Source organism: Ochrobactrum sp. XJ1 (assembly GCF_024701725.1).
GTDB classification, from domain to species: domain Bacteria; phylum Pseudomonadota; class Alphaproteobacteria; order Rhizobiales; family Rhizobiaceae; genus Brucella; species Brucella anthropi.
In genome coordinates, this window is the sequence record NZ_VDGD01000002.1 from 114,656 (window position 1) to 136,913 (window position 22,258).

The window sequence follows — 22,258 nt, forward strand, 5'->3', positions numbered from 1 at the left end:
ATAGTCCTCATTCTCTTTGGGATCATGCACGATGAGGCTCGATCAACGATGGCAAACTGCAAACGGCTGATACTTGGTCTGGTTGTCGTCGGCGCCCTTGCGCTGACCGGTCCCGCGCTTGCCGAAGAAGCGATGCGCTCCGTCGATGCGTCGGGAAATCTTGTCGTCCAGATGCCGGATAATGGCGCCAAGATCATCCGGGTCGGCGCGGCGCAGAAGCCAGTTTTGCCTTCGCCGCAACGCATGAAGGTGATTACCGCGTCGCGGGATCGCACGGTTGCCTATATCGTCGCCAAGCCCAACAGCAATTGCGAGAGCGCAGTCGTGCTGCACGGACGCTCTTTCATGTATGGGATCGACCGCGGGGAAACGCCGGTCCTCGACCATGCAGGCTGCGGCTATCAATAGGATTCGTTCAACGCCCGGCCTTTGAGCGGAATTCCACCACGTTTTCGTCCACCAATATCGGCAGAGCGCTGCGGACGCAGTTGCGCCCGCCCTTCTTCGCTTCATAAAGCGCCCCGTCGGCCCGCTTGTAGAGATCGGAAAACACATCGTCGAATTCCATTTCCGCGATACCGAAGCTCACGGTGAATTCAATCCCGCCGTTCCTGCCCGGAATATGGATATCGCGACAGACAAGCCGGGTCTTGTCCGCAAATCTCCATGCGGACTGGATCGTATTGCCCGGCAGAATGATCGCGAATTCCTCGCCGCCAATACGCGCGGCAATCCCACCCTTGGCATTGGCTGCCTTGCGCAATTCGGCGGAGAAAGCGGCGATGACGCGATCTCCCAGCGCATGACCATGTGTATCGTTGATTGCCTTGAAGTGGTCGATGTCGCACAGAACAAGCGACAGAGCCTGCCGCATGCGTTTCGACTTTTCAATTGCAGCCTCGGCGCGAAACTCAAAACCGCGCCGATTGAGCAACGTCGATAGCTGGTCCGTTTCCGAGCGGATCAGCATATTGGCGATCAGCTCCCGCATCAGGCTCAAGAGCAGAAGCAGCCCGCCTGCGACGGAAAGAGCAGCACCGATTGACTGCGAGAACATTGCATAGGTCGTATCGATATAATCAGCCGGTTCAGCACCCGCGCCTCCCGACAGCACGGCGATGACCGGCTTGAACAGGAAGTGGACGGCACTGATACCAAACAGCATCGCCATCAAGGTATCGATACCGTTGCGTTCCACCCGCAGGATCAGCCACACTGCCAGAAGGAGTACGAGGAAATAGGGCGCCTGATAAAGCAGCATGCCGATCATCTGGCTGCGGGCAATGTCATATATGCTGTAGACCGCGGCGAGAGATGCAATGGTCAGCAGACCGAGCGCAATCCACGGCACCGGTCGGGCATACATCCGCGCCAGACCGACGACCAGACAGGACAATGTCAGGTAATAGGTCGAAAAGGCGAGCATATAGCCGAGGCGGGGATTGGGAATGGAAGGCATGGCAAGCTCTGTCAGGAAATAGAGCATTGCGAAAATAAAGCCGAAGGCGAAGACAGGCGCGGCCGCATTATCCCGCGCATAAACGGCAATGCCGAGAAATGCGAAAGCAAACAGACCGGAAACGGTCATGTTGATCAGGAGGATAAAGTCGGCTCCATTCATCGATGCTCTTCCCCGTGCTGGCTGTCAAAGGCTCCCAGACGCCAGCCACCCCATTCCTCCTTACAATCAAAGCGTGAAAAAGCTGCTAATATACAGCCAAAGAAAAACCGCCGGGATGAACCGGCGGTTTGATCTTTCCAGAAGCGCTTCAAAAACGCTTCGTCAGGTGTGAAACCTCAGTTCCACTCGCGAATGTCGACGAAATGTCCGGCAATTGCCGCAGCGGCAGCCATGGCTGGTGACACGAGATGCGTGCGGCCCTTAAAGCCCTGACGTCCTTCGAAGTTACGGTTCGAGGTCGAAGCGCAACGTTCGCCCGGCTTCAGGCGGTCGTCGTTCATGGCCAGGCACATGGAGCAACCCGGCTCGCGCCAGTCAAAACCGGCTTCGATGAAGATCTTGTCCAGACCTTCAGCTTCCGCCTGTTCCTTCACGAGACCCGAGCCCGGCACGATCATGGCATTGACGCCAGCCGCAACCTTCTTGCCAGCGGCCATGCGTGCCGCATCGCGCAGATCTTCGATACGACCATTGGTGCAGGAACCGATGAAGACGCGATCGATCTTGATGTCGGTCATCTTGGTGCCCGGCTTCAGGCCCATATAGTCCAGAGCACGCCACTTGGATGCACGCTTGGTTTCGTCCTTGATCTCGTCCGGGTTCGGAACGATGTCGGTGACGAAGACCACGTCTTCCGGTGAGGAACCCCAGGAAACGACCGGCGAAATCTTAGCGGCATCCAGTTCGACGATCTTGTCGAAATGTGCACCCTCATCCGAATGCAGCGTCTTCCAGTACGAAATCGCCTGTTCCAGCGCTTCGCCCTTCGGCGCGCGCGGCTTGTCCTGCACATAGGCAAAGGTCGTTTCGTCCGGTGCGATCAGACCAGCGCGTGCGCCGCCTTCAATCGACATGTTGCAGACGGTCATGCGACCTTCCATTGACAGCGAGCGAATGGCGCTGCCTGCATATTCGATCACATAACCGGTGCCGCCCGCCGTGCCGATTTCGCCGATGATGGCAAGCGTGATGTCCTTGGCGGTGACGCCGGGAGCCAGTTCGCCCTCGACACGCACCAGCATGTTCTTGGCTTTCTTCTGGATCAGCGTCTGGGTAGCCAGAACGTGTTCCACCTCGGAGGTGCCAATACCATGCGCCAGCGAACCGAAAGCGCCATGCGTGGAGGTGTGGCTATCGCCGCAGACGATGGTCATGCCCGGCAGGGTGAAGCCCTGTTCCGGTCCGACGATGTGCACGACACCCTGACGGCGATCACGCTCGGAATAATATTCAACGTTGAAATCCGCAGCATTCTTGGCCAGAGCTTCGACCTGAATGCGGCTTTCCTCGTTCTTGATACCGTTGATGCGGTCCGGTGAGGTCGGAACATTGTGATCGACCACGGCCAGCGTCTTTTCAGGATGACGCACCTTGCGGCCAGCCATGCGCAGGCCTTCAAAAGCCTGCGGACTCGTCACTTCGTGCACAAGATGGCGATCAATATAAAGGAGGCAGGTTCCGTCTTCCTGCTGATCCACTACATGGTCGTCCCAGATCTTGTCGTAAAGTGTACGCGGCGCGCTCATTGCGAGAGGTCCTTTGAATAGTTCTTAACTTTGGCTGTCATATGCACCCGCCATCACGGTTCGTCAAGAAACTGAAACCGCAACAGGGTGTCGCAGTAACAATCTTGCGAGATATGGGCGGAATTATGCAATATGTTACGCAGCCCGTCGCATTTGGCAAATAAAAAAGGCGACCCGAGGCCGCCTTTTTCAAACAGATTGCTGTGAAGCTTATTCAGCAGCAGCCTTGGCGGCTTCGGCCTTGGCAGCGGCAGCCTTGTCGGCTTCGCGCTCGGCCTTGGTACGGTTGTCTTTCTTTTCAGCAATACGGGCAGCCTTACCGGTAAGGCCACGCAGGTAGTAAAGCTTCGCGCGACGAACCTTGCCGCGGCGAACGAGTTCAACGCCTTCGACGATCGGCGAGTAAACCGGGAATACGCGCTCTACGCCTTCGCCGTACGAAATCTTGCGAACGGTGAAGTTTTCGTTGAGGCCAGCGCCGGAACGGGCAATGCAGACGCCTTCATAGGCCTGCACGCGGGTACGCGTACCTTCGGTAACGCGAACCTGAACGCGAACCGTATCGCCCGGCTGGAAATCTGGAAGCTTGCGCTTTTCTTCGATCTTTGCTGCCTGTTCGGCTTCAAGCTGACGAATGATATCGGTCATCGTCTCTCTCCTTCTTGAATTCTTCTCAAACAGTCAGAGCGCTCTGCACTTGCCGCCAAGCAATCCTTGGCCCTGCGGCTATGCCCTCAATTTCAGGCAGGAGCGGTACACCATTTATTGGTTTAGGACGTTTCGGGCTTTGCCCGAACGAGATATTACAATGTCGGTACTAGCCCGAACTCGCGCGGCAATACACCATTGCCGCCAATGAATCAATATCAGGACAAGAAAATCGCCTCAGATACGGCCCAGATGCGTGTCCTTGAAACCGGTTCCATATTTGAGACCGAAGCCAAGCGCGCGGTCGACGCCGATATGCACGGCCCAGATCAGTGCCATAGCGATGCAGATCTGCCAGTTCATCGCCCAGCCCAGAACTGCGAGAAGCACAACGCCGATCCAGCTATGGGCGATATTATAGACCACCGCGCCGGTGCGCGGCCCCTTCATATAGCCGAAGAAAGACAGATCGGGCGCCAGAATGAGCAGGGCGAAAAGCCACCAGCTTGCACCGCTGACCCAATAGGCTCCCAGCGCCAGCAGCGCGAGGGAAAGACTTTCGAGCCGCTGGATCAGGTTCATTTGCGTTTGCCCTCGCTATAGGCTTCCCAAAGATCGGGACGCCGTTCCTTCGTGATCCGTTCGGCCTGCTCATGCCGCCATTTATCGATTGCGCCATGATTGCCAGAGGTCAGGATTTCGGGAATGGGCCTATCTTCCCAAACCTGCGGACGGGTATAATGCGGATGTTCGAGCAAGCCGGTCTCAAAACTTTCGGTCTCTCCGGATTCGCGATTGCCCATCACGCCCGGCAAAAGCCGCACGATTGCATCAAGCAAAACGATTGCCGCGGTTTCTCCACCCGACAGGATGTAATCGCCGATCGATACTTCCTCGAGATTGCGCGCCTCGATGACGCGCTCGTCCACACCCTCGAAACGACCACAAAGAATGATCGCGCCCGGTCCGTCGGCCAGTTCGCGCACGCGCTTCTGCGTTAGCGGCTTTCCGCGCGGGCTCATCAGCAGCGTCGGACGGCGGCCGTCGGCAACCGAATCCAGCGCGCGGGCGATCACATCCGGCTTCATCACCATGCCAGCGCCACCACCGGATGGCGTGTCATCGACCATACGATGCTTGCCTTCCGCAAAATCGCGAATCTGCACCGCATCGAGCTGCCATTTGGCCTCGCTGAGTGCCTTACCTGCAAGCGAAGTGCCAAGGGGGCCGGGAAACATTTCCGGATAAAGCGTCAGCACCGATGCATGAAAGAAGCCGGGCTCATCATCGACCCTTGAAACGTCGGTCATGACTTCTTCGGCTTTTTCTTTTCGTTCTGCGGGCGTTCATCCTCATCGTCGGCGATCAGTCCGGCGGCATAGGGCTCGACCAGCAGCGTGCCCTTGTCCAGATCGATTTCCGGTACGGCTGCCTCCGTGAAAGGAATAAGCATCGGGCGCTTGCCCTTTTCGCTGAGCTCGATGAGGTCGCCGCCACCGAAATCGAACAGGGCGCTCACCACGCCATAGGTCTTGCCTTCGGCATCCACCGCCAGCAAGCCGATCAGGTCGGTCTGGAAGAACTCATCTTCGTCCAGTTCGTCGTCCGGCAGCTGCGAACGATCAATGAAAAGTTCGGTCCCGTTCAGCGCTTCGGCAGCATTACGATCATTGATGCCCTTGAAGCGCACGACCACAACCGTCTTTGCAGGACGAGCTTCCAGAACCTCGTAACTCTTGCCCTGTTCGTCATAGAGCAGGCCGTATTCGGCAATTGCCAGCGGGTCGCCGGTAAAGGTCTTTACTCTCACTTCGCCACGCGTGCCATGGGCGGCACCAATGACGGCAAGCTGGATCGGGTTTTCTGGACGCGGCATTGCCAACCTTGTTTCTGCTGCTCGAATAGAACTATTTTTCGTTCAATAACCCTTTCGTCAGCGCAATTCACCTCAATTCGTAAGAATAGTGCTTTTCGTCCCGCGAACAACCAGCCGGTAACCTATCGCTGGCAGACTGTCCGTCCATCCAGAATGAACGACCGGCTTGATTATGACAACGAACAGCGAATTTCTGATCCCTGCCCGCGCCGACCTCGCAGCGGCGCGTGAAGAATGGTTGAAGACGCTGAAGGATGCGCGCCGCCTGTCGGAAAACACACTCGAAGCCTATGAGCGCGACACGCGACAGTTCCTCAATTTTCTGACTGGGCATCTGGGCGAACCGCCATCGCTGAAAGATGTTGGCAATCTACGGATCGCCGACCTGCGTTCGTTTCTGGCCAGCCGTCGCAATGAAGGCGTCGGTGCCCGCACGCTGGGCCGCGGGCTTGCCGGTGTGCGCTCGCTTTTACGCCATCTGGAAAAACGCGGCCTGGCCAATGCGGCAGGCGCAAGCGCCATGCGTGCGCCACGCCAGCCGAAATCACTGCCGAAACCATTGACCGTCGAAGACGCCCGGCGCGTGGTTGCAGCCGATGGGCAAATGGCGGAGGAGCCATGGATTGCCGCGCGCAACGCAGCCGTCCTGACCTTGCTCTACGGTTGCGGCCTGCGCATTTCGGAAGCGCTCGGCCTGATGGGTGATGCGCTGTCTGACAGCACTGCCCGTTCGATCACCATTACGGGCAAGGGCAGCAAAGCGCGCCTCGTCCCGCTTCTGTCCATCGTGCATCGCGCCGTTGCACAATATCGAACGCTTTGTCCGTTCGACCTTTCCGCCGACAAACCGCTTTTTCGAGGCGCCAAGGGCGGCGTGCTGCATGCTGCGATCATCCAGCGTGAAATGCAGAAACTGCGTGCTGGTCTCGGCCTGCCCGACAGCGCGACGCCGCATGCGCTGCGCCATTCCTTCGCCACCCATCTTCTGGGGCGAGGCGGTGATCTCAGGACCATCCAGGAGCTGCTTGGCCATGCAAGCCTCTCGACCACACAGGTCTATACCGGCGTGGATACCGAGCGACTGCTGGAAGTCTATGACAAGGCGCATCCGCGCGCTTGAGAAGTCGCTGGCATCGGCAAAAACCGCCCCTATATTACTCTCATGAAAAAGCTGCTTCTCGTTCTCCTCTATGCCTGTCTGGCAGGCACTGTCTCGGCCCGCGCCGACGATGCACCTGCTGCTTGCGCCGTGCACGGCATCAATCTCATTGACGGGTTGGAGGCAAAAGACCCGGCAAGTTGGCAGGAAATACAGCGCGAAGCCGATGCTGTACCCAATCGCAAAGGGCTTCTCTGGAAAATCGATAAAGACGGCGTCGAACCGTCCTATCTCTTTGGCACGATCCATCTTTCCGATCCGCGTGTTTTGACATTGCCGAAAGCTGCCGACGAGGCCTATCGGTCAGCAAGCACTGTCGTCATCGAAACGACGGATATTCTGGACCCGAAGGCTTTCCTGCGTCTCAAGCTCGAACAGCCCGACCTGCTGCTCTTCACTGATGGCAGCACCTTGAAGTCGCATATTCCGCCCGAGCGGCGGGAGGAGATCGAACAGAAGCTTGCAGAACGCGGTATCGTTCTCGACGCGGTTGCAAAAATGAAGCCGTGGGTGCTGACCAGCCTGCTCGCACTTCCAAAATGCGAGAGGGAGCGCAAAAACGATGGCGAGAAATCGCTTGATGAAAGGCTGGCTCTCGACGCACAGGCCGAGGGCCGCAATGTTTTGGGCCTGGAAAGTGCAGCAGAACAACTGGTCGCGATGAACCGGATGCCGCTCGACTTCCATCTCCGCAATCTGGTGGCTACCGTCGACTATGGCGACAAGGTCGAGGATGCCATGGAGACCACGACCGCGCTCTACCTCAAGGGCGAGATTGGCATGATCATGCCGTCGCTCCGAAAGATCGTTCCCGACAGTCTTTCCGAAGCAGACTATGAACTATTTCTAAAATATCTCATTTCCGACCGTAATCAGGTCATGACGGATCGTGCCGTTCCGATCATCGACAAGGGAAATGCCTTTATTGCCGTCGGCGCCCTGCATCTGCCGGGCAAGGACGGAATAATTGAACTGTTACGCGCAAAAGGCTATCGGGTGAGCTCACTATAAAACCTCTAAGCTAGAATATCGCTAGTCGGCTTTCAGATCGGTGATGCTGTTTTCAATGGCCGTTATATTGAGCTCGAGTTCGGCAATCTGTCTCAGTATCGATTTTCCCGGAAGCGCCTCTTCCCGTGCCGCTTCGTCGAGAAGCTTGAACTGTTCATCGCGCAGAAGCGAAGAGAGCTTTTCGAAGCGCTCAATGGTTTTCAGGTTCTCTTTCGACGGCATTATGTCATTCCTCAAATTTCGGCGTGGTTTACGATCGCTCTCAACGACCCGACCTCATCAATGATTTACAGTGATAAAGCCAAGATGGCCAGTTGATCGACCATAGTCCCTATTACCGGATCGCTTCCGTGATTGAATATATATATCAATGTGCAGTTTCGCTTGGGTTAATAGAATCCTCGCCGAATTGCATTGTATAGCTATTAATTCATAGCTCCTCTTATATTAGATTTCTTGGAACTAAGCGCTCTTTCTCGCATTGATATACACCGGGTTTGTTATCGCAACGCATGACAACACACATTTGAGGTGGTCGGAGCACAGATTGGCTCATGTATGACCGCAGTTGCCCGGCCAACCGTCATTTCCCAAACGTCGCTTCGATGACGAAAGGGACCATTGGAGGAGCCCGTTATGGTTGATCCCCTTGATCCACGAAATAGCGACCCGCGCACAACTTCCGATCCGCGCCTGTCAGACCCTCCGGAATGCCGCCACCTCCGCCCCCGCGCGGCGGAAGTGGCTATCTGCTTGGTGCGGTGCTTCTGGCAGCGATCATTATCCTCGCTTACTTCTTCTACCGGAATGGCAGTGGAACGGATACTGCGGCTCCACCTCCTCCGCCGCCGACGACACAGAGTGAGCCTGCCACACCGGCTCCAGCCCCACCGGCACAAAATTAAGCATTAACGAAAAAGGCCCGCATCAGCGGGCCTTTTTATAATCATATGGTTGCAGCCAATTACATATGGATCGGCTTGGCAAAGGTCGCCAATGCGGATTCGCGCACAGCTTCCGACATGGTCGGGTGGGCATGGCAGGTGCGTGCCAGATCTTCCGACGAGCCGCCAAACTCCATCAGAACAGCCAGTTCGTGGATCATTTCACCGGCATTATAGCCGAGGATATGAGCGCCCAGAACGCGGTCCGTTGCCTTGTCAGCAAGGATTTTCACGAAGCCGTCGGTGTGCTGCATGGCGCGTGCACGACCATTGGCCGTGAACGGGAACTTGCCAACCTTGTAGTCGATACCGGCAGCTTTCAGCTCTTCTTCGGTCTTGCCGACCGAAGCGACTTCCGGCTGCGTGTAGACGACGCTCGGAATGACATCGAAATTCACGTGACCGGCCTGACCGGCAATGATTTCGGCAACCGCAATGCCTTCGTCTTCGGCCTTGTGCGCCAGCATCGGACCCTGCACCACGTCGCCGATGGCATAGATGCCTTCGACATTGGTGCGCCAATGGTCGTCGATTGCAACACGGCCGCGATCATCGACATTCACGCCCGCTTCCTGAAGGCCAAGACCATCCGTGTAAGGACGACGGCCGGTCGCGATCAGAACTGCATCAGCTTCAAGCGTTTCAGCCGCGCCACCCTTCACCGGTTCGAAGGTCACCTTCGCGCCCCCGGAATTGGCCTTGCCGGCTTTCTCGACGCCTGTAACCTTGGCGCCGAGCTTGAAGGCAATGCCCTGCTTTTCGAGCAGGCGCTGGAACTGCTTCGACACTTCGCCATCCATGGGCCCGAGCACTTTGTCGAGATACTCGACGACCGTGACCTTCGCACCAAGACGCGCCCAGACGGAACCAAGCTCCAGACCGATCACGCCGCCGCCGACAACGATCAGGCTGCCCGGAACCTTGTCGAAGGAAAGCGCGCCAGTCGAGGAAACGATGACCTTCTCGTCAATATCGACCTTGACGCCCGGAATGCCCGCAACATCGGAACCGGTGGCAATGATGATGTTCTTTGCTTCGATTTCCTCGACCTTGCCGTCTTCAGCGGTCACGGAAACCTTGCCCTTGCCAACGATCTTGCCAGTGCCGATGAAGGCCGTGATCTTGTTCTTCTTGAACAGGAATTCAACGCCCGTGACATTGGCCTTTACGGTCGTGTCCTTGTGCGCCAGCATCTTTCCCAGATTGAGCTTCGGCGTCACTTCCACGCCGAGCGTGTCGAAGGAGTGACCGGCTTCAGCGAAAACTTCCGACGCATGCAGAAGCGCCTTGGAGGGAATGCAGCCGATATTCAGGCAGGTGCCACCGAAGGTCTTGCGCTTCTCCACAACAGCAACGGAAAGACCAAGCTGTGCAGCCTTGATCGCGGCGACATAACCGCCAGGGCCCGTACCGATGACAACCACATCGTATGACATTGAACTATCCTTCTTCAGTCTGTCCTGAACGTTTTTCGAACGCCCCGTTCATCCGGGCCCGTTCTCTCATTCGAAATTATTCACATGCAACCGGTGCCTACAGGGTGCCGGTTATTCCTCGTCTGGTGAACATCCCTGAAAGCGGAATGCTTCCCACTGAAGCGGCTTTTCAGGTTTCGCCGCTCCAAAATCATAACCATCAAGCGCCGTCACCAGATCAGGCAGCAGGATTGCCTGCGCCGCCGGTTCTTCCGCCTTGGGCAGGACATCGGCTTCCGCGCCTTCCTTCAGCGCATAGATGACACTCTGCCAGATACTGCAATCGTCGAGATCTTCCGGATTGGAACCATCGCCCTTGCAGTTGAAGGTCAGCAAGGCATAGGGACGCGCCACGCCTTCTTCCGGCCAGATCACCATGCCGCTCAGCTTGAACTCGGGCTTGTCATTGGCCGTAATGGTGAACTCGTTCGTCGGCGCCGGTGACATTTTCAGGTCGTTCGGCTGCTCCGGGCGGAAGGTCAGCGTATAAGCATCGTCGCGATCGCGATAAATCGCCCGATTCTGGGTGCAGGCCGCCTGAACCGCAGTTGAGAACACGGTGAGCGCAAGCACCGAAACGGCGGCGGTCCTGAAAAGCTTGTTTGCAGCGTGCATCTGTCGGTTCTCCCTGAATGTTCCGGTTGAGTGTTTCCGGCAGCGAATCGAGGTTCAGTAAAACTGAACCTGTTGCTTCTTACATAGCCTTTTCGGTGGCAAGTTTAAGTCCCAGCGCAATGAAGACAACACCGCTGGCCCGATCAATCCATTTCGAGGCGCGCGAGAAGGCCGCCCGCATCTTCGGCGTCGTCATGAAAAGGCTGACGCCGACAAACCAGGAGATGAGCGCAGTCGCCATTACGACACCGTAACCGAGCTTCACCTCAGTTGGCGTATGGGCATGAACGACCGTCGAGAAAATCGACAGAAAGAAGAACACGGCCTTCGGGTTCAGCGCATTGGCGGCAAAGCCGAGGCCGAATGCCTTGGCAAAGCTCTGCTGCTTAGCCGGTTCCTTCGGCGTTGCGTCCACGTCGATCTTTGTGGTTCCAGCCCGCAGCGCCTTGATGCCGATATAGACCAGATAGGCCACACCGCACCATTTGACGATATTGAACAGATAGATCGACTTGGAAATGATGAGCCCGAGGCCCAAAACCGTGTAAGTCACATGCATCATCAGGGCGGCGCCGATGCCGAAGCTCGTGATGATCGCCTCGCGGCGGCCATGCAGCAGCGATTGCCGGATGACCATGGCGAGATCGGCGCCGGGGGAAACAATGGCAAAGACGAAAATCGCCATCAGGGATGCAAGTTCGAACAGATAGGGATGCATCGTGTTTCCTTCATTGCGCGTGTTTCACGCGCAGGCTGTCATCACAGAACCAAAGCCAGAAGCATGATACCGAGCCCCACCAGACTAATGAGCCAGACGAAGGAACGGAAATAGGGAATGCCCGCCAGATAAAGCGGGATATAGACGATGCGGCCGAAAAACCAGAGCCACGCGCCGACAATCCCCCATCCGGACGGATCGCCTTTCAGCACGAGCGCCAGCGCCAGACCGATGAAAGCCGGATAGGTCTCACGGAAATTGGCAGAGGCCCGCTCCGCGCGCCCGGCAAATTTACCGGAGGGTTTCAAACCCTCGTCGCGCGGACCGGCATTCCATCGAGAGCCGAGTTCCTTCGTCGCCGCAAAGCCCTGCAGGAGGATATGAACCACCAGCAGGACAACGCTCAAGCCGACCAACGGCAGAAACGGAGATGCGGAGAAGACGCCCGGCTCCATCGTTCGTCCTTAGAGATCGAGAACCAGACGTTCCGGATCTTCCAGGCTTTCCTTGACGCGCACGAGGAAGGTCACGGCTTCCTTGCCGTCCACGATGCGGTGATCGTAGGACAGGGCAAGATACATCATCGGACGGATCACGATCTGACCGCCGACGACAACCGGACGTTCCTGAATCTTGTGCATGCCAAGGATACCCGACTGCGGAGCGTTCAGGATCGGCGAGGACATCAGCGAACCGTACACGCCGCCATTGGTGATGGTGAACGTGCCGCCCTGCATGTCAGCGACCGAAAGCGTACCGTCGCGTGCTGCCTTGGCAAGACGTCCCAGTTCCTTTTCAACGCCTGCAATCGAAAGCTGGTCGGCGTCACGGATGACCGGAACCACAAGGCCCTTGTCCGTGCCGACGGCCATGCCGACATGGGCGAAGTTCTTGTAAATGATGTCCGTGCCGTCGATCTCGGCGTTAACAGCCGGGATTTCCTTCAGCGCATGGGTCACGGCCTTGGTGAAGAAGCCCATGAAGCCGAGCTTCACGCCATGCTTCTTCTCGAAGACGTCCTTGTACTTGGTGCGCAGTTCCATGACCGCAGACATGTCGACTTCGTTATAGGTCGTCAGCATGGCGGCGGTGTTCTGGGCATCCTTCAGACGCTTGGCGATGGTCTGGCGCAGACGGGTCATCTTCACGCGTTCTTCGCGCGATGCGTCGTCAGCCGACGATGCCGGACGGGCAGCGGCCGGTGCGGCCGGAGCCGGAGCAGCGGAAACACCCTTGGCGATAGCGTCGAGCACGTCGCCCTTCAGCACCTGACCGCGCTTGCCGGAACCGTCCACCTGATCGGCGGAGAGGTTATTTTCAGCAAGCAGCTTGGAGGCAGCCGGGGCAGGCTGCATAGCCGGGCCCGACGAAGCCGAAGCGACAGGTGCTGCTGCCGGTGCGGCAGCAGGCTTGGCTTCTTCCTTCTTCGCAGCAGGAGCCGCAGCGACGGCAGCGCCATCGGTGGAAATCTGGCCGAGAAGCGCATTGACCTCGACAGTGTCGCCTTCCTTGGCCGTGATTTCAGCCAATACGCCAGCAGCAGCAGCCGGAACTTCCACTGTCACCTTGTCGGTTTCCAGTTCCACCAGCGGTTCATCGATGGCGATGGCGTCGCCGACCTTCTTGAACCATTTTCCGATGGTTGCCTCAGTAACGGACTCCCCAAGCGTGGGAACGCGAATTTCGGTGGCCATGGTTTCTTCTTCCGTTGATCTTCAAACTTTAGATTTTGTGTTCAATTCAGGTTGGAGCAGTTCCGAAAAACTGCTCCAGAACTCTAACCCGGATCAGTTACCGAGCGCATCCTCAAGGAAAGCGGCGAGCTGCGCAAGATGCTTCGACATCAGACCCGTTGCAGGCGATGCTGCCGCCGGACGGCCTGCATAGCGCACGCGCTGATGCTTGGCGTCGATATGAGCCAGCACCCATTCCAGATACGGGTCGATGAACGACCATGCGCCCATGTTCTTCGGCTCTTCCTGACACCAGACCATTTCCGCATGGCGGAAGCGTGACAGCTCATTGATGAGTGCCTTGGCCGGAAACGGATAAAGCTGTTCGACACGCAGCAGGTAGACGTCATCGATGCCACGCTTTTCACGCTCTTCGTAAAGATCGTAATAGACCTTGCCCGAGCAGAGAACGACGCGACGGATCTTTGCATCCTTCTGGAGCTTGATGCCTTCGTCCTTGTTGTACTGCGCATCGTCCCACAGCAGACGGTGGAACGAGGATTCGCCCGACAGTTCGTTGAGGGTCGAAACGGCACGCTTGTGACGCAGCAGCGACTTCGGCGTCATCATGATGAGCGGCTTGCGGAAGTCGCGCTTCATCTGGCGGCGCAGAATATGGAAGTAGTTAGCCGGCGTCGTAACGTTGGCCACCTGCATGTTGTCTTCCGCACACATCTGCAACCAGCGTTCCAGACGAGCCGAGGAGTGTTCCGGACCCTGACCTTCATAGCCGTGCGGCAGAAGGCAGACGAGACCGGACATGCGCAGCCACTTGCGTTCGCCCGACGAGATGAACTGGTCGAACACGACCTGTGCACCATTGGCGAAATCGCCGAACTGGGCTTCCCACAGAACCAGAGCGCGCGGGTCGGACAGCGAATAGCCGTATTCGTAGCCCAGCACTGCTTCTTCCGAGAGCATCGAGTTGATGGCCTCGTAGATCGCCTGACCCTTCTGGATATTGTTGAGCGGAATGTAGCGGTTCTGGGTTTCCTGATCGTAGAGAACCGTGTGACGCTGCGAGAAGGTGCCGCGTTCGACGTCCTGACCGGACAGGCGGATCGGGCTGCCTTCAGCAACCAGCGAACCGAATGCCAGCGATTCAGCCGTCGCCCAATCGATCCCTTCGCCCGTTTCCATCATCTTGGCACGGTTGTCGAGGAAGCGCTGGATCGTGCGATGGACGTGGAAGTCCTTCGGTACTTCAACCAGCTTCTTGCCGATTTCCTTGAGCGTCTTCATCGGTACGGCAGTCTTGCCGCGACGCTGTTCGTCGGCATTGTCCGCGGTGCGCAGGCCAGCCCAAGCGCCGTCCAGCCAGTCGGCCTTGTTTGGCTTGTAGCTCTGTCCGGCGTCGAATTCGGTTTCCAGATTTTCGCGCCACTGCGCTTTCATCTGGTCGATTTCTTCCTGCTTGATCAGTCCTTCAGCAATCAGCTTGTCGCTGTAGAGCTGAACCGTGGTCTTGTGTGCACGGATCGCCTTGTACATCAACGGCTGGGTGAAGGACGGCTCGTCGCCTTCGTTGTGACCGAAGCGGCGATAGCAGAACATGTCGATGACCACCGGCTTGTGGAAGGTCATGCGGAATTCGGTCGCAACCTTGGCAGCGAACACCACGGCTTCCGGATCGTCGCCATTGACGTGGAAGATCGGCGCTTCGATCATCTTCGCAACATCCGACGGATAAGGCGACGAACGCGAGAAGGCCGGATTGGTGGTGAAACCGATCTGGTTGTTGATGATGAAATGCAGCGTACCGGCGACGCGGTGCCCCTTCAGGCCCGAAAGGCCGAGGCACTCGGCCACAACACCCTGACCGGCAAAGGCAGCATCGCCATGCAGGAGCAGCGGCAAAACCTTGGCGCGCGTTGCAAGCGGAACCATGTCGTCACGGGTGCGACCAGCCAGCAGGTCCTGCTTGGCACGGGCCTTGCCCATCACGACGGGGTTGACGATTTCGAGGTGCGACGGGTTGGCGGTCAGCGACAGGTGGACCTTGTTGCCGTCGAATTCACGGTCCGACGAAGCGCCCAGATGGTACTTCACGTCGCCCGAGCCTTCCACGTCGTCCGGCGCATAGGAGCCGCCCTTGAATTCGTGGAAGATGGCGCGGTGCGGCTTGCCCATGACCTGGCTAAGCACGTTCAGACGGCCACGATGGGCCATGCCGAAGATGATTTCCTTGACGCCCATGGCGCCGCCGCGCTTGACGATCTGCTCAAGGGCCGGGATCAGCGATTCACCGCCATCGAGGCCGAAACGCTTGGTGCCCTTGTATTTGACGTCGATGAACTGCTCGAAGCCTTCCGCTTCGATCAGCTTCGACAGGATGGCCTTCTTGCCTTCCGGCGTGAAAGCAACCTTTTTATCCGGACCTTCGATGCGTTCCTGAATCCAGGCTTTTTCAGCCGGATCGGAGATATGCATGAATTCGACGCCGATCGTGCCACAGTAGGTACGCTTCAGAATGTCGAGCATTTCCGGCACGGTCGCATATTCGAGGCCGAGCACGTTGTCGATAAAGATCTTGCGGTTGTAGTCGGCAGGCGTGAAACCGTAGTTTTCCGGCTCCAGCTCATTATAGTCGTTCGGCTTTTCGGAGAGACCGAGCGGATCGAGATTGGCGTGCAGATGGCCACGCATGCGGTAGGCGCGGATCATCATGATGGCGCGAACGCTGTCGCGTGCAGCCTGCGTAATCTCTTCGCTGGTAAGAGCCGCGCCGGTAGCACCCTTCGCTTCGCCCTTTGCAGCCTTACCTTTCAGCTTGTCGGTGACGTGCTTTTCAACTTCAGCCCAGTTGCCATCGAGCGCGGAAATCAGTTCGCCATTGGCTGCAATCGGCCAGTTTTTCCTGGTCCAGGACGCGCCTTCAGCGTTTTTCTTCACATCGTCGGCATTGTCGCCCAGCTTCGCGAAGAAATCGCGCCACTGCGGATCGACCGAATTCGGATCGTCCTCATACTTGGCGTACAGCTCCTCGATATAGTCGGCATTGCCGCCATAGAGGAATGAGGTAAGGGCGAAAACGTCGTTGGCTTGTTCTTGCCTTGCCATAGCCTATCCGGAGCAGCGCTCCGTCTCCTTGTCAGTGGCTCATCTTGCGCGGGCCGGAAGTTCGAAACTTCATCCCTCACGCCGCCGGGGAGGAACCGCTACAGACCCCGGCATGACTAAACTCTACGCGTCGGAACGGATATCCGTCCCTCTAAGCCGGATCACATGACCCGTTGTTATGCTAAACCCGGCAGCGGCTTTCGCCGCCGCCGGGATATTCAGACCGATACGCGATCTCAGCCCTTGAGGACTTCGACCAGCGTCTTGCCGAGCTGCGCCGGCGACGGCGACACGCGAATGCCAGCCGATTCCATGGCAGCAATCTTGTCTTCCGCGCCGCCCTTGCCGCCGGAGATCACGGCGCCAGCATGGCCCATGGTGCGTCCGGCAGGAGCCGTACGGCCAGCGATGAAGCCGACCATCGGCTTCTTGCGACCGCGCTTGGCTTCGTCCTTGAGGAACTGGGCCGCATCTTCTTCAGCCGAACCGCCGATTTCACCGATCATGACGATCGACTTGGTTTCGTCGTCGGCCAGGAACATTTCCAGCACGTCGATGAACTCGGTGCCCTTGACCGGATCACCGCCGATACCGACAGCAGTGGTCTGGCCGAGGCCTTCGTTCGAGGTCTGGAACACTGCTTCATAGGTAAGCGTGCCGGAACGGGAAACAACACCCACCGAACCCTTCTTGAAGATATTGCCCGGCATGATGCCGATCTTGCATTCTTCAGGGGTCAGGATGCCTGGGCAGTTTGGTCCGAGCAGGCGCGACTTCGAGCGTTCCAGACGCTCCTTGACGCGAACCATGTCCATGACCGGAATACCTTCGGTGATGCAGACGATGAACGGGATTTCAGCTTCGATGGCTTCGATGATCGCATCGGCAGCACCTGCTGGCGGAACGTAGATCACCGATGCGTCTGCACCTGTGCGTTCCTTGGCTTCGGCAACGGTTGCGAAGATCGGAAGCTTTTCGCCCTTCTGACCTTCCCAGGTTTCGCCACCCTTCTTCGGATGGATACCGCCGACCATCTGCGTGCCGTAGTAGGCAAGCGCCTGTTCGGTGTGGAAGGTGCCGGTCTTGCCGGTCAGGCCCTGTACGAGAACCTTGGTGTCCTTGTTGACGAGAATGGACATGCCTTAATTCCCCTTCACTGCAGCGACGATCTTCTGCGCCGCATCGTCGAGATCGTCGGCCGAAATGACGTTCAGGCCGCTCTCGTTGATGATCTTCTTGCCGAGTTCGACATTGGTGCCTTCGAGACGGACAACCAGAGGAACCTTGAGGCCGACTTCCTTGACCGCAGCGATCACGCCTTCGGCAATGACGTCGCACTTCATGATGCCACCGAAGATGTTGACCAGAATGCCCTGGACAGCCGGATCAGCGGTGATGATCTTGAACGCAGCCGTCACCTTCTCCTTGGAAGCGCCGCCACCAACGTCGAGGAAGTTGGCAGGTTCTGCACCGTAGAGCTTGATGATGTCCATCGTTGCCATGGCAAGGCCTGCGCCGTTGACCATGCAGCCGATATTGCCGTCGAGAGCCACGTAAGCGAGATCGTACTTGGAAGCTTCGATCTCTTTTTCGTCTTCTTCCGACAGATCGCGCAGTTCCTGAATGTCAGGATGACGGAACAGCGCATTGCCGTCGAACGATACCTTGGCGTCGAGAACGCGCACGCGGCCATCGGTCATGACGATCAGCGGGTTGATCTCGAGAAGGCTCATGTCCTTTTCGGTGAACGCCTTGTAGAGGATCGGGAACAGCTTGACGCCGTCTTCGCGAGCCTGACCTTCAAGCTTCAGCGCGTCGGCGAGCTTGCTGGCGTCTTCGTCCGTTACGCCCTTGGCCGGATCGATGGCGACAGTCACGATCTTTTCAGGGGTTTCTTCGGCAACGGCTTCGATGTCCATGCCACCTTCGGTCGAAACGACGAAAGCCGGACGACCAACGGTGCGGTCGATCAGGATCGAGAGATAGAGTTCGCGATCGATGTCGGCGCCGTCCTCGATGTAAAGACGGTTGACCTGCTTGCCGGCAGGGCCGGTCTGCTTGGTGACGAGCGTGTTGCCGAGCATTTCCTTCGCATTGGCAACCACTTCCTCAACCGACTTGGCGAGGCGCACGCCGCCCTTTGCATCGGCTGGCAGTTCCTTGAACTTGCCCTTGCCGCGTCCACCAGCATGGATCTGGCTCTTGACGACATAAAGCGGTCCGGGAAGCGTCTTTGCCCATTCTTCCGCCTGTTCGACGGAATAGACAGCCACACCATTGGCGATCGGTGCGCCGTAGGTGTGAAGCAGGCGCTTGGCCTGGTATTCGTGAATATTCATCTGGTTGTCCTCTACGGATTCCCGACCGATTCAGCGAGCCGGTACGGCCCGAATCTTCGACCGATAATTGACAGCCGGAAAAGGCCGGAGCCGCACAAATGCGACAATCCGGCCTTGTCTGGAATTTTACTTCAGCGACGGAGCGATGCCGATGCAGGCTTCGCAAAGACCGGCGACCGAAGCCACCGACTTGTCGAATTCAGCCTTTTCGTTCTTGTCGAGATCAATTTCAATGATGCGCTCGACGCCATTGGCACCGATCACGGTCGGCACGCCGACATACATGTCCTTGACGCCGTACTGGCCCGTAAGCTGGGCAGCAACTGGCAGGACGCGCTTCTTGTCCTTGAGGTAGGATTCAGCCATCTGGATGGCCGATGCAGCCGGAGCGTAGAAAGCCGAGCCGGTCTTGAGCAGGCCGACGATTTCCGCGCCGCCGTCACGGGTGCGCTGGATGATCTTGTCGAGCTTGTCCTGGCTGGTCCAGCCCATCTTGACGAGATCCGGCAGCGGGATACCGGCAACGGTCGAGTAACGGGCCAGCGGAACCATGCTGTCGCCGTGGCCGCCCAGCACGAATGCCGTGACGTCTTCAACCGAAACGTTGAACTCTTCCGAGAGGAAATAACGGAAGCGGGCGCTGTCGAGAACGCCAGCCATGCCGACAACCTTGTGCGCCGGAAGACCGGAGAACTTCTGCAGCGCCCAGACCATGGCGTCCAGCGGGTTGGTGATGCAGATGACGAAAGCTTCAGGGGCGTATTTCTTGATACCTGCGCCAACCTGTTCCATCACCTTGAGGTTGATGCCCAGAAGGTCGTCGCGGCTCATGCCCGGCTTGCGCGGCACGCCTGCGGTCACGATGACAACGTCTGCGCCTTCAATTGCTGCGTAGTCGTTGGCGCCGGTGTATTTCGCATCAAAACCGTCAACCGGAGAAGATTCGGCGATATCCAGTCCCTTACCCTGCGGGATGCCTTCCGCAATGTCGAAAAGGACGACGTCGCCGAGTTCCTTCAGACCAGCCAGATGGGCGAGCGTGCCGCCGATCATGCCGGAGCCGATGAGGGCAATCTTGTTGCGTGCCATGATTGTTTCTTTCCTCACTTTTGATCCAGAGACGCATCAAGCCATCCGGAATCCTCGCCGGAAACGCTCAAGCGTTGGAACTGCGAGATAGGACTCTTTGGCGATAAACTCAACTCATTATTTTGCGACTAATGTTTTCAATCGGTTAGAATTAATGGTTCTTACGTAAACGTAAGATAATTTGTCAATATCAAGGCAAAACCACCCTCTCCTACCGCCGCGAACCATCCCCGGCGAAGCGGTGAAGGAGCGACTGGCAAGCTGCCAATTCCAACAACGTTGTGCACCTGTTCAAAACCGGCCCCGATTTAAAACTGATGCCGTATCAGAAGTCCGGCACGAACGCGCCACCGCCTTCCGCATGAATTGCGTGAGCAACATAGCCCACCGGGCTTATAAGTCCAGTCTGTGGCAGTCTGATGATGGGGCAGTCTGATGATGATAGCTGGAAGGGTCGACTTCAACCGGCCTTGCCGGGTGGCTCCGCCAGATAGTCCGCGCTCTGCATCTCGAAAAGACGGGAAGCGGTACGATCGAACTCGAAGGCCTCCGTGCCCTTGCTGGCGAGATAGAGCTTTTCCGGTTGGGCTTCAGCCGAAATGAACACCCGCGCGTGGTGATCGTAGAGTACGTCGACCAGCAGAATGAAGCGCTTGGCCTCGTTGCGGCGTGAATAGTCCAACACCGGAACATCATCGATGAACAAGGTCGGATAGTGCTTCACGATGGCGATATAGTCCGAGGCACCAAGCGGCTTCGAACAGAGCGCATCGAAAGTGAAACGCGCCGCACCATGCACGGCACGGGCGACCTCGATGTCGCGTCCCTTGATGCGGATGACGTCGGGCTTTTCGTGCGCGCCGTCCTTTTGCGCCGTCCAGGCCGCATCCATGCGCTTGGCCGTCTCGGAACCAAGCGGCGACAGATAGACCGGCTGGCGATCGAGTTTCTCGAGACGATAATCGGTGCGCGAATCGAGGTTGATCACATCGACATGCTGCTTGAGAATATCGATGAAGGGCAGGAAAAGCTGCCGGTTCAGCCCATCGCGATAAAGATTGTCCGGCGCGACGTTGGACGTCGCCACCAGCACCACCCCACGGGTGAACAAGGCGCTGAACAGGCGCGACAGGATCATCGCATCGGCAATATCCGTCACGGTGAATTCGTCGAAACACAGCACCCACGCCTGTTGGCTCAAGGCATCGGCGACCGGCGGGATCGGATCGTCCTGCTTGGTCTCGCCACGCTTCAACGCCTGACGATGCGCATAGATGCGCTCGTGCACATCGGCCATAAAATCATTGAAATGCGCGCGACGTTTGCGTTCCACCGGAAGAAGCGAAAAGAACATGTCCATCAGCATGGTCTTGCCGCGCCCGACCTCGCCGTGCACGTAAAGCCCCTTGATGACGCTCGTTGCCTCCTTGCGCTTGCCGAACAGCCAGCCGAGCGCGCTCGACTTGCGTGACAGGCGTTTGGTGCAGATTTCCTCGATCAGCCGGTCATAACGGACGGTGAGTTCGAGTTGAGCAGGATCGGCTTCCACATCACCCGCCACGACCATCGCATCGTAATGTTCGCGGACGGAGGGGAAGGCTTTCAGATTACCGTCGAAAGACATGATTGCTTCCGTTCAACCTTTCAATTGCAAAAACGGCGGACCATCTCGCGATGATCCGCCTGTCTTTAAGCGAAAGAATGTCTTAGCGCGAAAGCGACACGGCCTGCCCGCCTGAAGTCTGTCCGTCGAAGCGGCTCTGTCCCGAAGAATAGAGCGACGCGACGGTGCCGCCATTCGCATCATAGAGAACGAGTTGCTTGCCGTTGACGGCCCAGGAAGCGAGATTGCCGAGTTCGCCCGGGCAACGCAGCGGACCAGCGCGATAGCCCTGACCATACTTGGTCTGCGGCGTCGCGATCTTGCAGCTCTGGCCGCCAAGCGATGCGTTCCAGACACCGGCGACGGAGCCTGGCGTCAGATCAGGCGCGGATGCCGGCGGCAGGCTTGCAACCTGTGTGCCGGGCTGTGCATTCGGATCCGTGGTCGGAGCCGTCGGGAACTGCGAAGCATTAGGAGAATTAAGGTTGCCCTTCTGCACCGAGCCTGCCGGAGCCGCATTCACGGGCGGCGGTGGCGGTGGTGGCGAAACCGTATCGAGATTGCCGAACCGGGAGCTCTGGCACCCGGCCAGGACAATGCCAGCCGCCGCGAGGCTGAGCAGACTTGCTTTCGAAATTCCCATCTGGTTCTCCATTTCCGCATTTCTCATCAGGGGTGGGGATGCCCCGGACTTCCTACCGAAGCCCTGCAATGTGACAATATTGGACCGATAAAATGGCTATATGGTTAAAAAAGCAACACCGGCACCTGTCATTTTTGC

Annotated in this window: 22 protein-coding genes; 4 read left to right on the forward strand and 18 right to left on the reverse strand. The window is 57.7% G+C overall.

What is annotated here, in order from left to right:
• The first annotated feature begins 48 nt into the window (after positions 1-48).
• Complete coding sequence (locus tag FG152_RS03370; protein WP_010657577.1) at positions 49-408, forward strand: hypothetical protein; 360 nt, start codon at positions 49-51, stop codon at positions 406-408.
• A gap of 7 nt (positions 409-415) precedes the next feature.
• On the opposite strand, the gene FG152_RS03375 is transcribed toward FG152_RS03370, so the two are convergent.
• From FG152_RS03375 to rimM, 6 genes are all read right to left on the reverse strand, one after another.
• Positions 416-1,621 carry a GGDEF domain-containing protein gene (locus FG152_RS03375; RefSeq protein WP_010657578.1) on the reverse strand — a complete coding sequence of 402 codons (1,206 nt, stop codon included), beginning with the start codon at positions 1,619-1,621 and terminating at the stop codon, positions 416-418.
• Between the two features lie 176 nt (positions 1,622-1,797).
• The gene (leuC, locus tag FG152_RS03380) at positions 1,798-3,207 is read right to left on the reverse strand and encodes a 3-isopropylmalate dehydratase large subunit (protein WP_010657579.1); all 1,410 of its coding nucleotides are present in this window, start codon (positions 3,205-3,207) and stop codon (positions 1,798-1,800) included.
• A 210-nt stretch (positions 3,208-3,417) separates the two neighbouring features.
• Positions 3,418-3,855 (reverse strand): 50S ribosomal protein L19, encoded by a 438-nt coding sequence (gene rplS, locus FG152_RS03385; protein WP_006467977.1) that lies wholly within the window; start codon positions 3,853-3,855, stop codon positions 3,418-3,420.
• 237 nt (positions 3,856-4,092) lie between these two features.
• Positions 4,093-4,437, reverse strand: a complete 345-nt coding sequence (locus FG152_RS03390) for a DUF4260 domain-containing protein (protein ID WP_012091140.1) — start codon at positions 4,435-4,437, stop codon at positions 4,093-4,095.
• Positions 4,434-5,165, reverse strand: a complete 732-nt coding sequence (trmD, locus tag FG152_RS03395; protein WP_029929674.1) for a tRNA (guanosine(37)-N1)-methyltransferase TrmD — start codon at positions 5,163-5,165, stop codon at positions 4,434-4,436. The genes FG152_RS03390 and trmD overlap by 4 nt, the downstream gene beginning before the upstream one ends.
• Entirely contained in the window at positions 5,162-5,731 is a 570-nt protein-coding gene (gene rimM, locus FG152_RS03400; protein WP_010657582.1) for a ribosome maturation factor RimM, read from the reverse strand. Before rimM ends, trmD begins: the two co-directional genes overlap by 4 nt.
• Positions 5,732-5,903: 172 nt before the next feature.
• On the opposite strand from rimM, the gene FG152_RS03405 reads away from it, so the two are divergent.
• Both FG152_RS03405 and FG152_RS03410 read left to right on the forward strand, forming a co-directional pair.
• Positions 5,904-6,851: a tyrosine recombinase XerC gene (locus FG152_RS03405; RefSeq protein WP_454622993.1), complete on the forward strand. Its 948-nt coding sequence runs from the start codon at positions 5,904-5,906 to the stop codon at positions 6,849-6,851.
• Between the two features lie 42 nt (positions 6,852-6,893).
• Positions 6,894-7,901 carry a TraB/GumN family protein gene (locus FG152_RS03410; protein WP_029929670.1) on the forward strand — a complete coding sequence of 336 codons (1,008 nt, stop codon included), beginning with the start codon at positions 6,894-6,896 and terminating at the stop codon, positions 7,899-7,901.
• A gap of 21 nt (positions 7,902-7,922) precedes the next feature.
• On the opposite strand, the gene FG152_RS03415 is transcribed toward FG152_RS03410, so the two are convergent.
• Positions 7,923-8,123, reverse strand: coding sequence for a hypothetical protein (locus FG152_RS03415; RefSeq protein ID WP_010657585.1), 201 nt, complete (start codon positions 8,121-8,123; stop codon positions 7,923-7,925).
• 488 nt (positions 8,124-8,611) lie between these two features.
• Between FG152_RS03415 and FG152_RS03420 the strand changes: the two genes are divergently transcribed.
• Positions 8,612-8,806 (forward strand): hypothetical protein, encoded by a 195-nt coding sequence (locus FG152_RS03420; RefSeq protein WP_498985277.1) that lies wholly within the window; start codon positions 8,612-8,614, stop codon positions 8,804-8,806.
• Between the two features lie 59 nt (positions 8,807-8,865).
• Here FG152_RS03420 and lpdA read toward each other — a convergent pair whose 3' ends face one another.
• The 11 genes from lpdA to FG152_RS03475 all read right to left on the reverse strand — a co-directional run bounded on the left by lpdA (position 8,866) and on the right by FG152_RS03475 (position 22,120).
• Complete coding sequence (lpdA, locus tag FG152_RS03425) at positions 8,866-10,281, reverse strand: dihydrolipoyl dehydrogenase (RefSeq protein ID WP_012091134.1); 1,416 nt, start codon at positions 10,279-10,281, stop codon at positions 8,866-8,868.
• A gap of 111 nt (positions 10,282-10,392) precedes the next feature.
• A complete protein-coding gene (locus tag FG152_RS03430; RefSeq protein ID WP_012091133.1) occupies positions 10,393-10,935 on the reverse strand; it encodes a hypothetical protein in 543 nt (180 codons plus the stop codon).
• Positions 10,936-11,014: 79 nt separating this feature from the next.
• The gene (locus tag FG152_RS03435) at positions 11,015-11,653 is read right to left on the reverse strand and encodes a LysE family transporter (RefSeq protein WP_029929669.1); all 639 of its coding nucleotides are present in this window, start codon (positions 11,651-11,653) and stop codon (positions 11,015-11,017) included.
• A 41-nt stretch (positions 11,654-11,694) separates the two neighbouring features.
• Positions 11,695-12,108, reverse strand: a complete 414-nt coding sequence (locus FG152_RS03440; RefSeq protein ID WP_012091131.1) for an MAPEG family protein — start codon at positions 12,106-12,108, stop codon at positions 11,695-11,697.
• 9 nt (positions 12,109-12,117) lie between these two features.
• A complete protein-coding gene (odhB, locus tag FG152_RS03445; protein WP_012091130.1) occupies positions 12,118-13,347 on the reverse strand; it encodes a 2-oxoglutarate dehydrogenase complex dihydrolipoyllysine-residue succinyltransferase in 1,230 nt (409 codons plus the stop codon).
• A gap of 93 nt (positions 13,348-13,440) precedes the next feature.
• Positions 13,441-16,446: a 2-oxoglutarate dehydrogenase E1 component gene (locus tag FG152_RS03450; protein WP_010657592.1), complete on the reverse strand. Its 3,006-nt coding sequence runs from the start codon at positions 16,444-16,446 to the stop codon at positions 13,441-13,443.
• Between the two features lie 236 nt (positions 16,447-16,682).
• The gene (sucD, locus tag FG152_RS03455) at positions 16,683-17,585 is read right to left on the reverse strand and encodes a succinate--CoA ligase subunit alpha (RefSeq protein ID WP_010657593.1); all 903 of its coding nucleotides are present in this window, start codon (positions 17,583-17,585) and stop codon (positions 16,683-16,685) included.
• A gap of 3 nt (positions 17,586-17,588) precedes the next feature.
• The gene (gene sucC, locus FG152_RS03460; protein ID WP_010657594.1) at positions 17,589-18,785 is read right to left on the reverse strand and encodes an ADP-forming succinate--CoA ligase subunit beta; all 1,197 of its coding nucleotides are present in this window, start codon (positions 18,783-18,785) and stop codon (positions 17,589-17,591) included.
• Positions 18,786-18,911: 126 nt separating this feature from the next.
• A complete protein-coding gene (gene mdh, locus FG152_RS03465; protein ID WP_010657595.1) occupies positions 18,912-19,874 on the reverse strand; it encodes a malate dehydrogenase in 963 nt (320 codons plus the stop codon).
• Positions 19,875-20,334: 460 nt separating this feature from the next.
• The gene (zapE, locus tag FG152_RS03470) at positions 20,335-21,498 is read right to left on the reverse strand and encodes a cell division protein ZapE (RefSeq protein WP_029929667.1); all 1,164 of its coding nucleotides are present in this window, start codon (positions 21,496-21,498) and stop codon (positions 20,335-20,337) included.
• An 82-nt stretch (positions 21,499-21,580) separates the two neighbouring features.
• Complete coding sequence (locus FG152_RS03475; RefSeq protein ID WP_010657597.1) at positions 21,581-22,120, reverse strand: protease inhibitor Inh/omp19 family protein; 540 nt, start codon at positions 22,118-22,120, stop codon at positions 21,581-21,583.
• Between the last annotated feature and the right edge of the window lie 138 nt (positions 22,121-22,258).

What these genes read in the sequence shown, in the direction of transcription:
- FG152_RS03370 (WP_010657577.1), top strand. Translation starts at nt 49, where the DNA reads ATGGCAAACTGCAAACGGCTGATACTTGGTCTGGTTGTCGTCGGCGCC.
- FG152_RS03375 (WP_010657578.1), bottom strand. Translation starts at nt 1,621, where the DNA reads ATGAATGGAGCCGACTTTATCCTCCTGATCAACATGACCGTTTCCGGT.
- leuC (WP_010657579.1), bottom strand. Translation starts at nt 3,207, where the DNA reads ATGAGCGCGCCGCGTACACTTTACGACAAGATCTGGGACGACCATGTA.
- rplS (WP_006467977.1), bottom strand. Translation starts at nt 3,855, where the DNA reads ATGACCGATATCATTCGTCAGCTTGAAGCCGAACAGGCAGCAAAGATC.
- FG152_RS03390 (WP_012091140.1), bottom strand. Translation starts at nt 4,437, where the DNA reads ATGAACCTGATCCAGCGGCTCGAAAGTCTTTCCCTCGCGCTGCTGGCG.
- trmD (WP_029929674.1), bottom strand. Translation starts at nt 5,165, where the DNA reads ATGACCGACGTTTCAAGGGTCGATGATGAGCCCGGCTTCTTTCATGCA.
- rimM (WP_010657582.1), bottom strand. Translation starts at nt 5,731, where the DNA reads ATGCCGCGTCCAGAAAACCCGATCCAGCTTGCCGTCATTGGTGCCGCC.
- FG152_RS03405 (WP_454622993.1), top strand. Translation starts at nt 5,904, where the DNA reads ATGACAACGAACAGCGAATTTCTGATCCCTGCCCGCGCCGACCTCGCA.
- FG152_RS03410 (WP_029929670.1), top strand. Translation starts at nt 6,894, where the DNA reads ATGAAAAAGCTGCTTCTCGTTCTCCTCTATGCCTGTCTGGCAGGCACT.
- FG152_RS03415 (WP_010657585.1), bottom strand. Translation starts at nt 8,123, where the DNA reads ATGCCGTCGAAAGAGAACCTGAAAACCATTGAGCGCTTCGAAAAGCTC.
- FG152_RS03420 (WP_498985277.1), top strand. Translation starts at nt 8,612, where the DNA reads ATGCCGCCACCTCCGCCCCCGCGCGGCGGAAGTGGCTATCTGCTTGGT.
- lpdA (WP_012091134.1), bottom strand. Translation starts at nt 10,281, where the DNA reads ATGTCATACGATGTGGTTGTCATCGGTACGGGCCCTGGCGGTTATGTC.
- FG152_RS03430 (WP_012091133.1), bottom strand. Translation starts at nt 10,935, where the DNA reads ATGCACGCTGCAAACAAGCTTTTCAGGACCGCCGCCGTTTCGGTGCTT.
- FG152_RS03435 (WP_029929669.1), bottom strand. Translation starts at nt 11,653, where the DNA reads ATGCATCCCTATCTGTTCGAACTTGCATCCCTGATGGCGATTTTCGTC.
- FG152_RS03440 (WP_012091131.1), bottom strand. Translation starts at nt 12,108, where the DNA reads ATGGAGCCGGGCGTCTTCTCCGCATCTCCGTTTCTGCCGTTGGTCGGC.
- odhB (WP_012091130.1), bottom strand. Translation starts at nt 13,347, where the DNA reads ATGGCCACCGAAATTCGCGTTCCCACGCTTGGGGAGTCCGTTACTGAG.
- FG152_RS03450 (WP_010657592.1), bottom strand. Translation starts at nt 16,446, where the DNA reads ATGGCAAGGCAAGAACAAGCCAACGACGTTTTCGCCCTTACCTCATTC.
- sucD (WP_010657593.1), bottom strand. Translation starts at nt 17,585, where the DNA reads ATGTCCATTCTCGTCAACAAGGACACCAAGGTTCTCGTACAGGGCCTG.
- sucC (WP_010657594.1), bottom strand. Translation starts at nt 18,785, where the DNA reads ATGAATATTCACGAATACCAGGCCAAGCGCCTGCTTCACACCTACGGC.
- mdh (WP_010657595.1), bottom strand. Translation starts at nt 19,874, where the DNA reads ATGGCACGCAACAAGATTGCCCTCATCGGCTCCGGCATGATCGGCGGC.
- zapE (WP_029929667.1), bottom strand. Translation starts at nt 21,498, where the DNA reads ATGTCTTTCGACGGTAATCTGAAAGCCTTCCCCTCCGTCCGCGAACAT.
- FG152_RS03475 (WP_010657597.1), bottom strand. Translation starts at nt 22,120, where the DNA reads ATGGGAATTTCGAAAGCAAGTCTGCTCAGCCTCGCGGCGGCTGGCATT.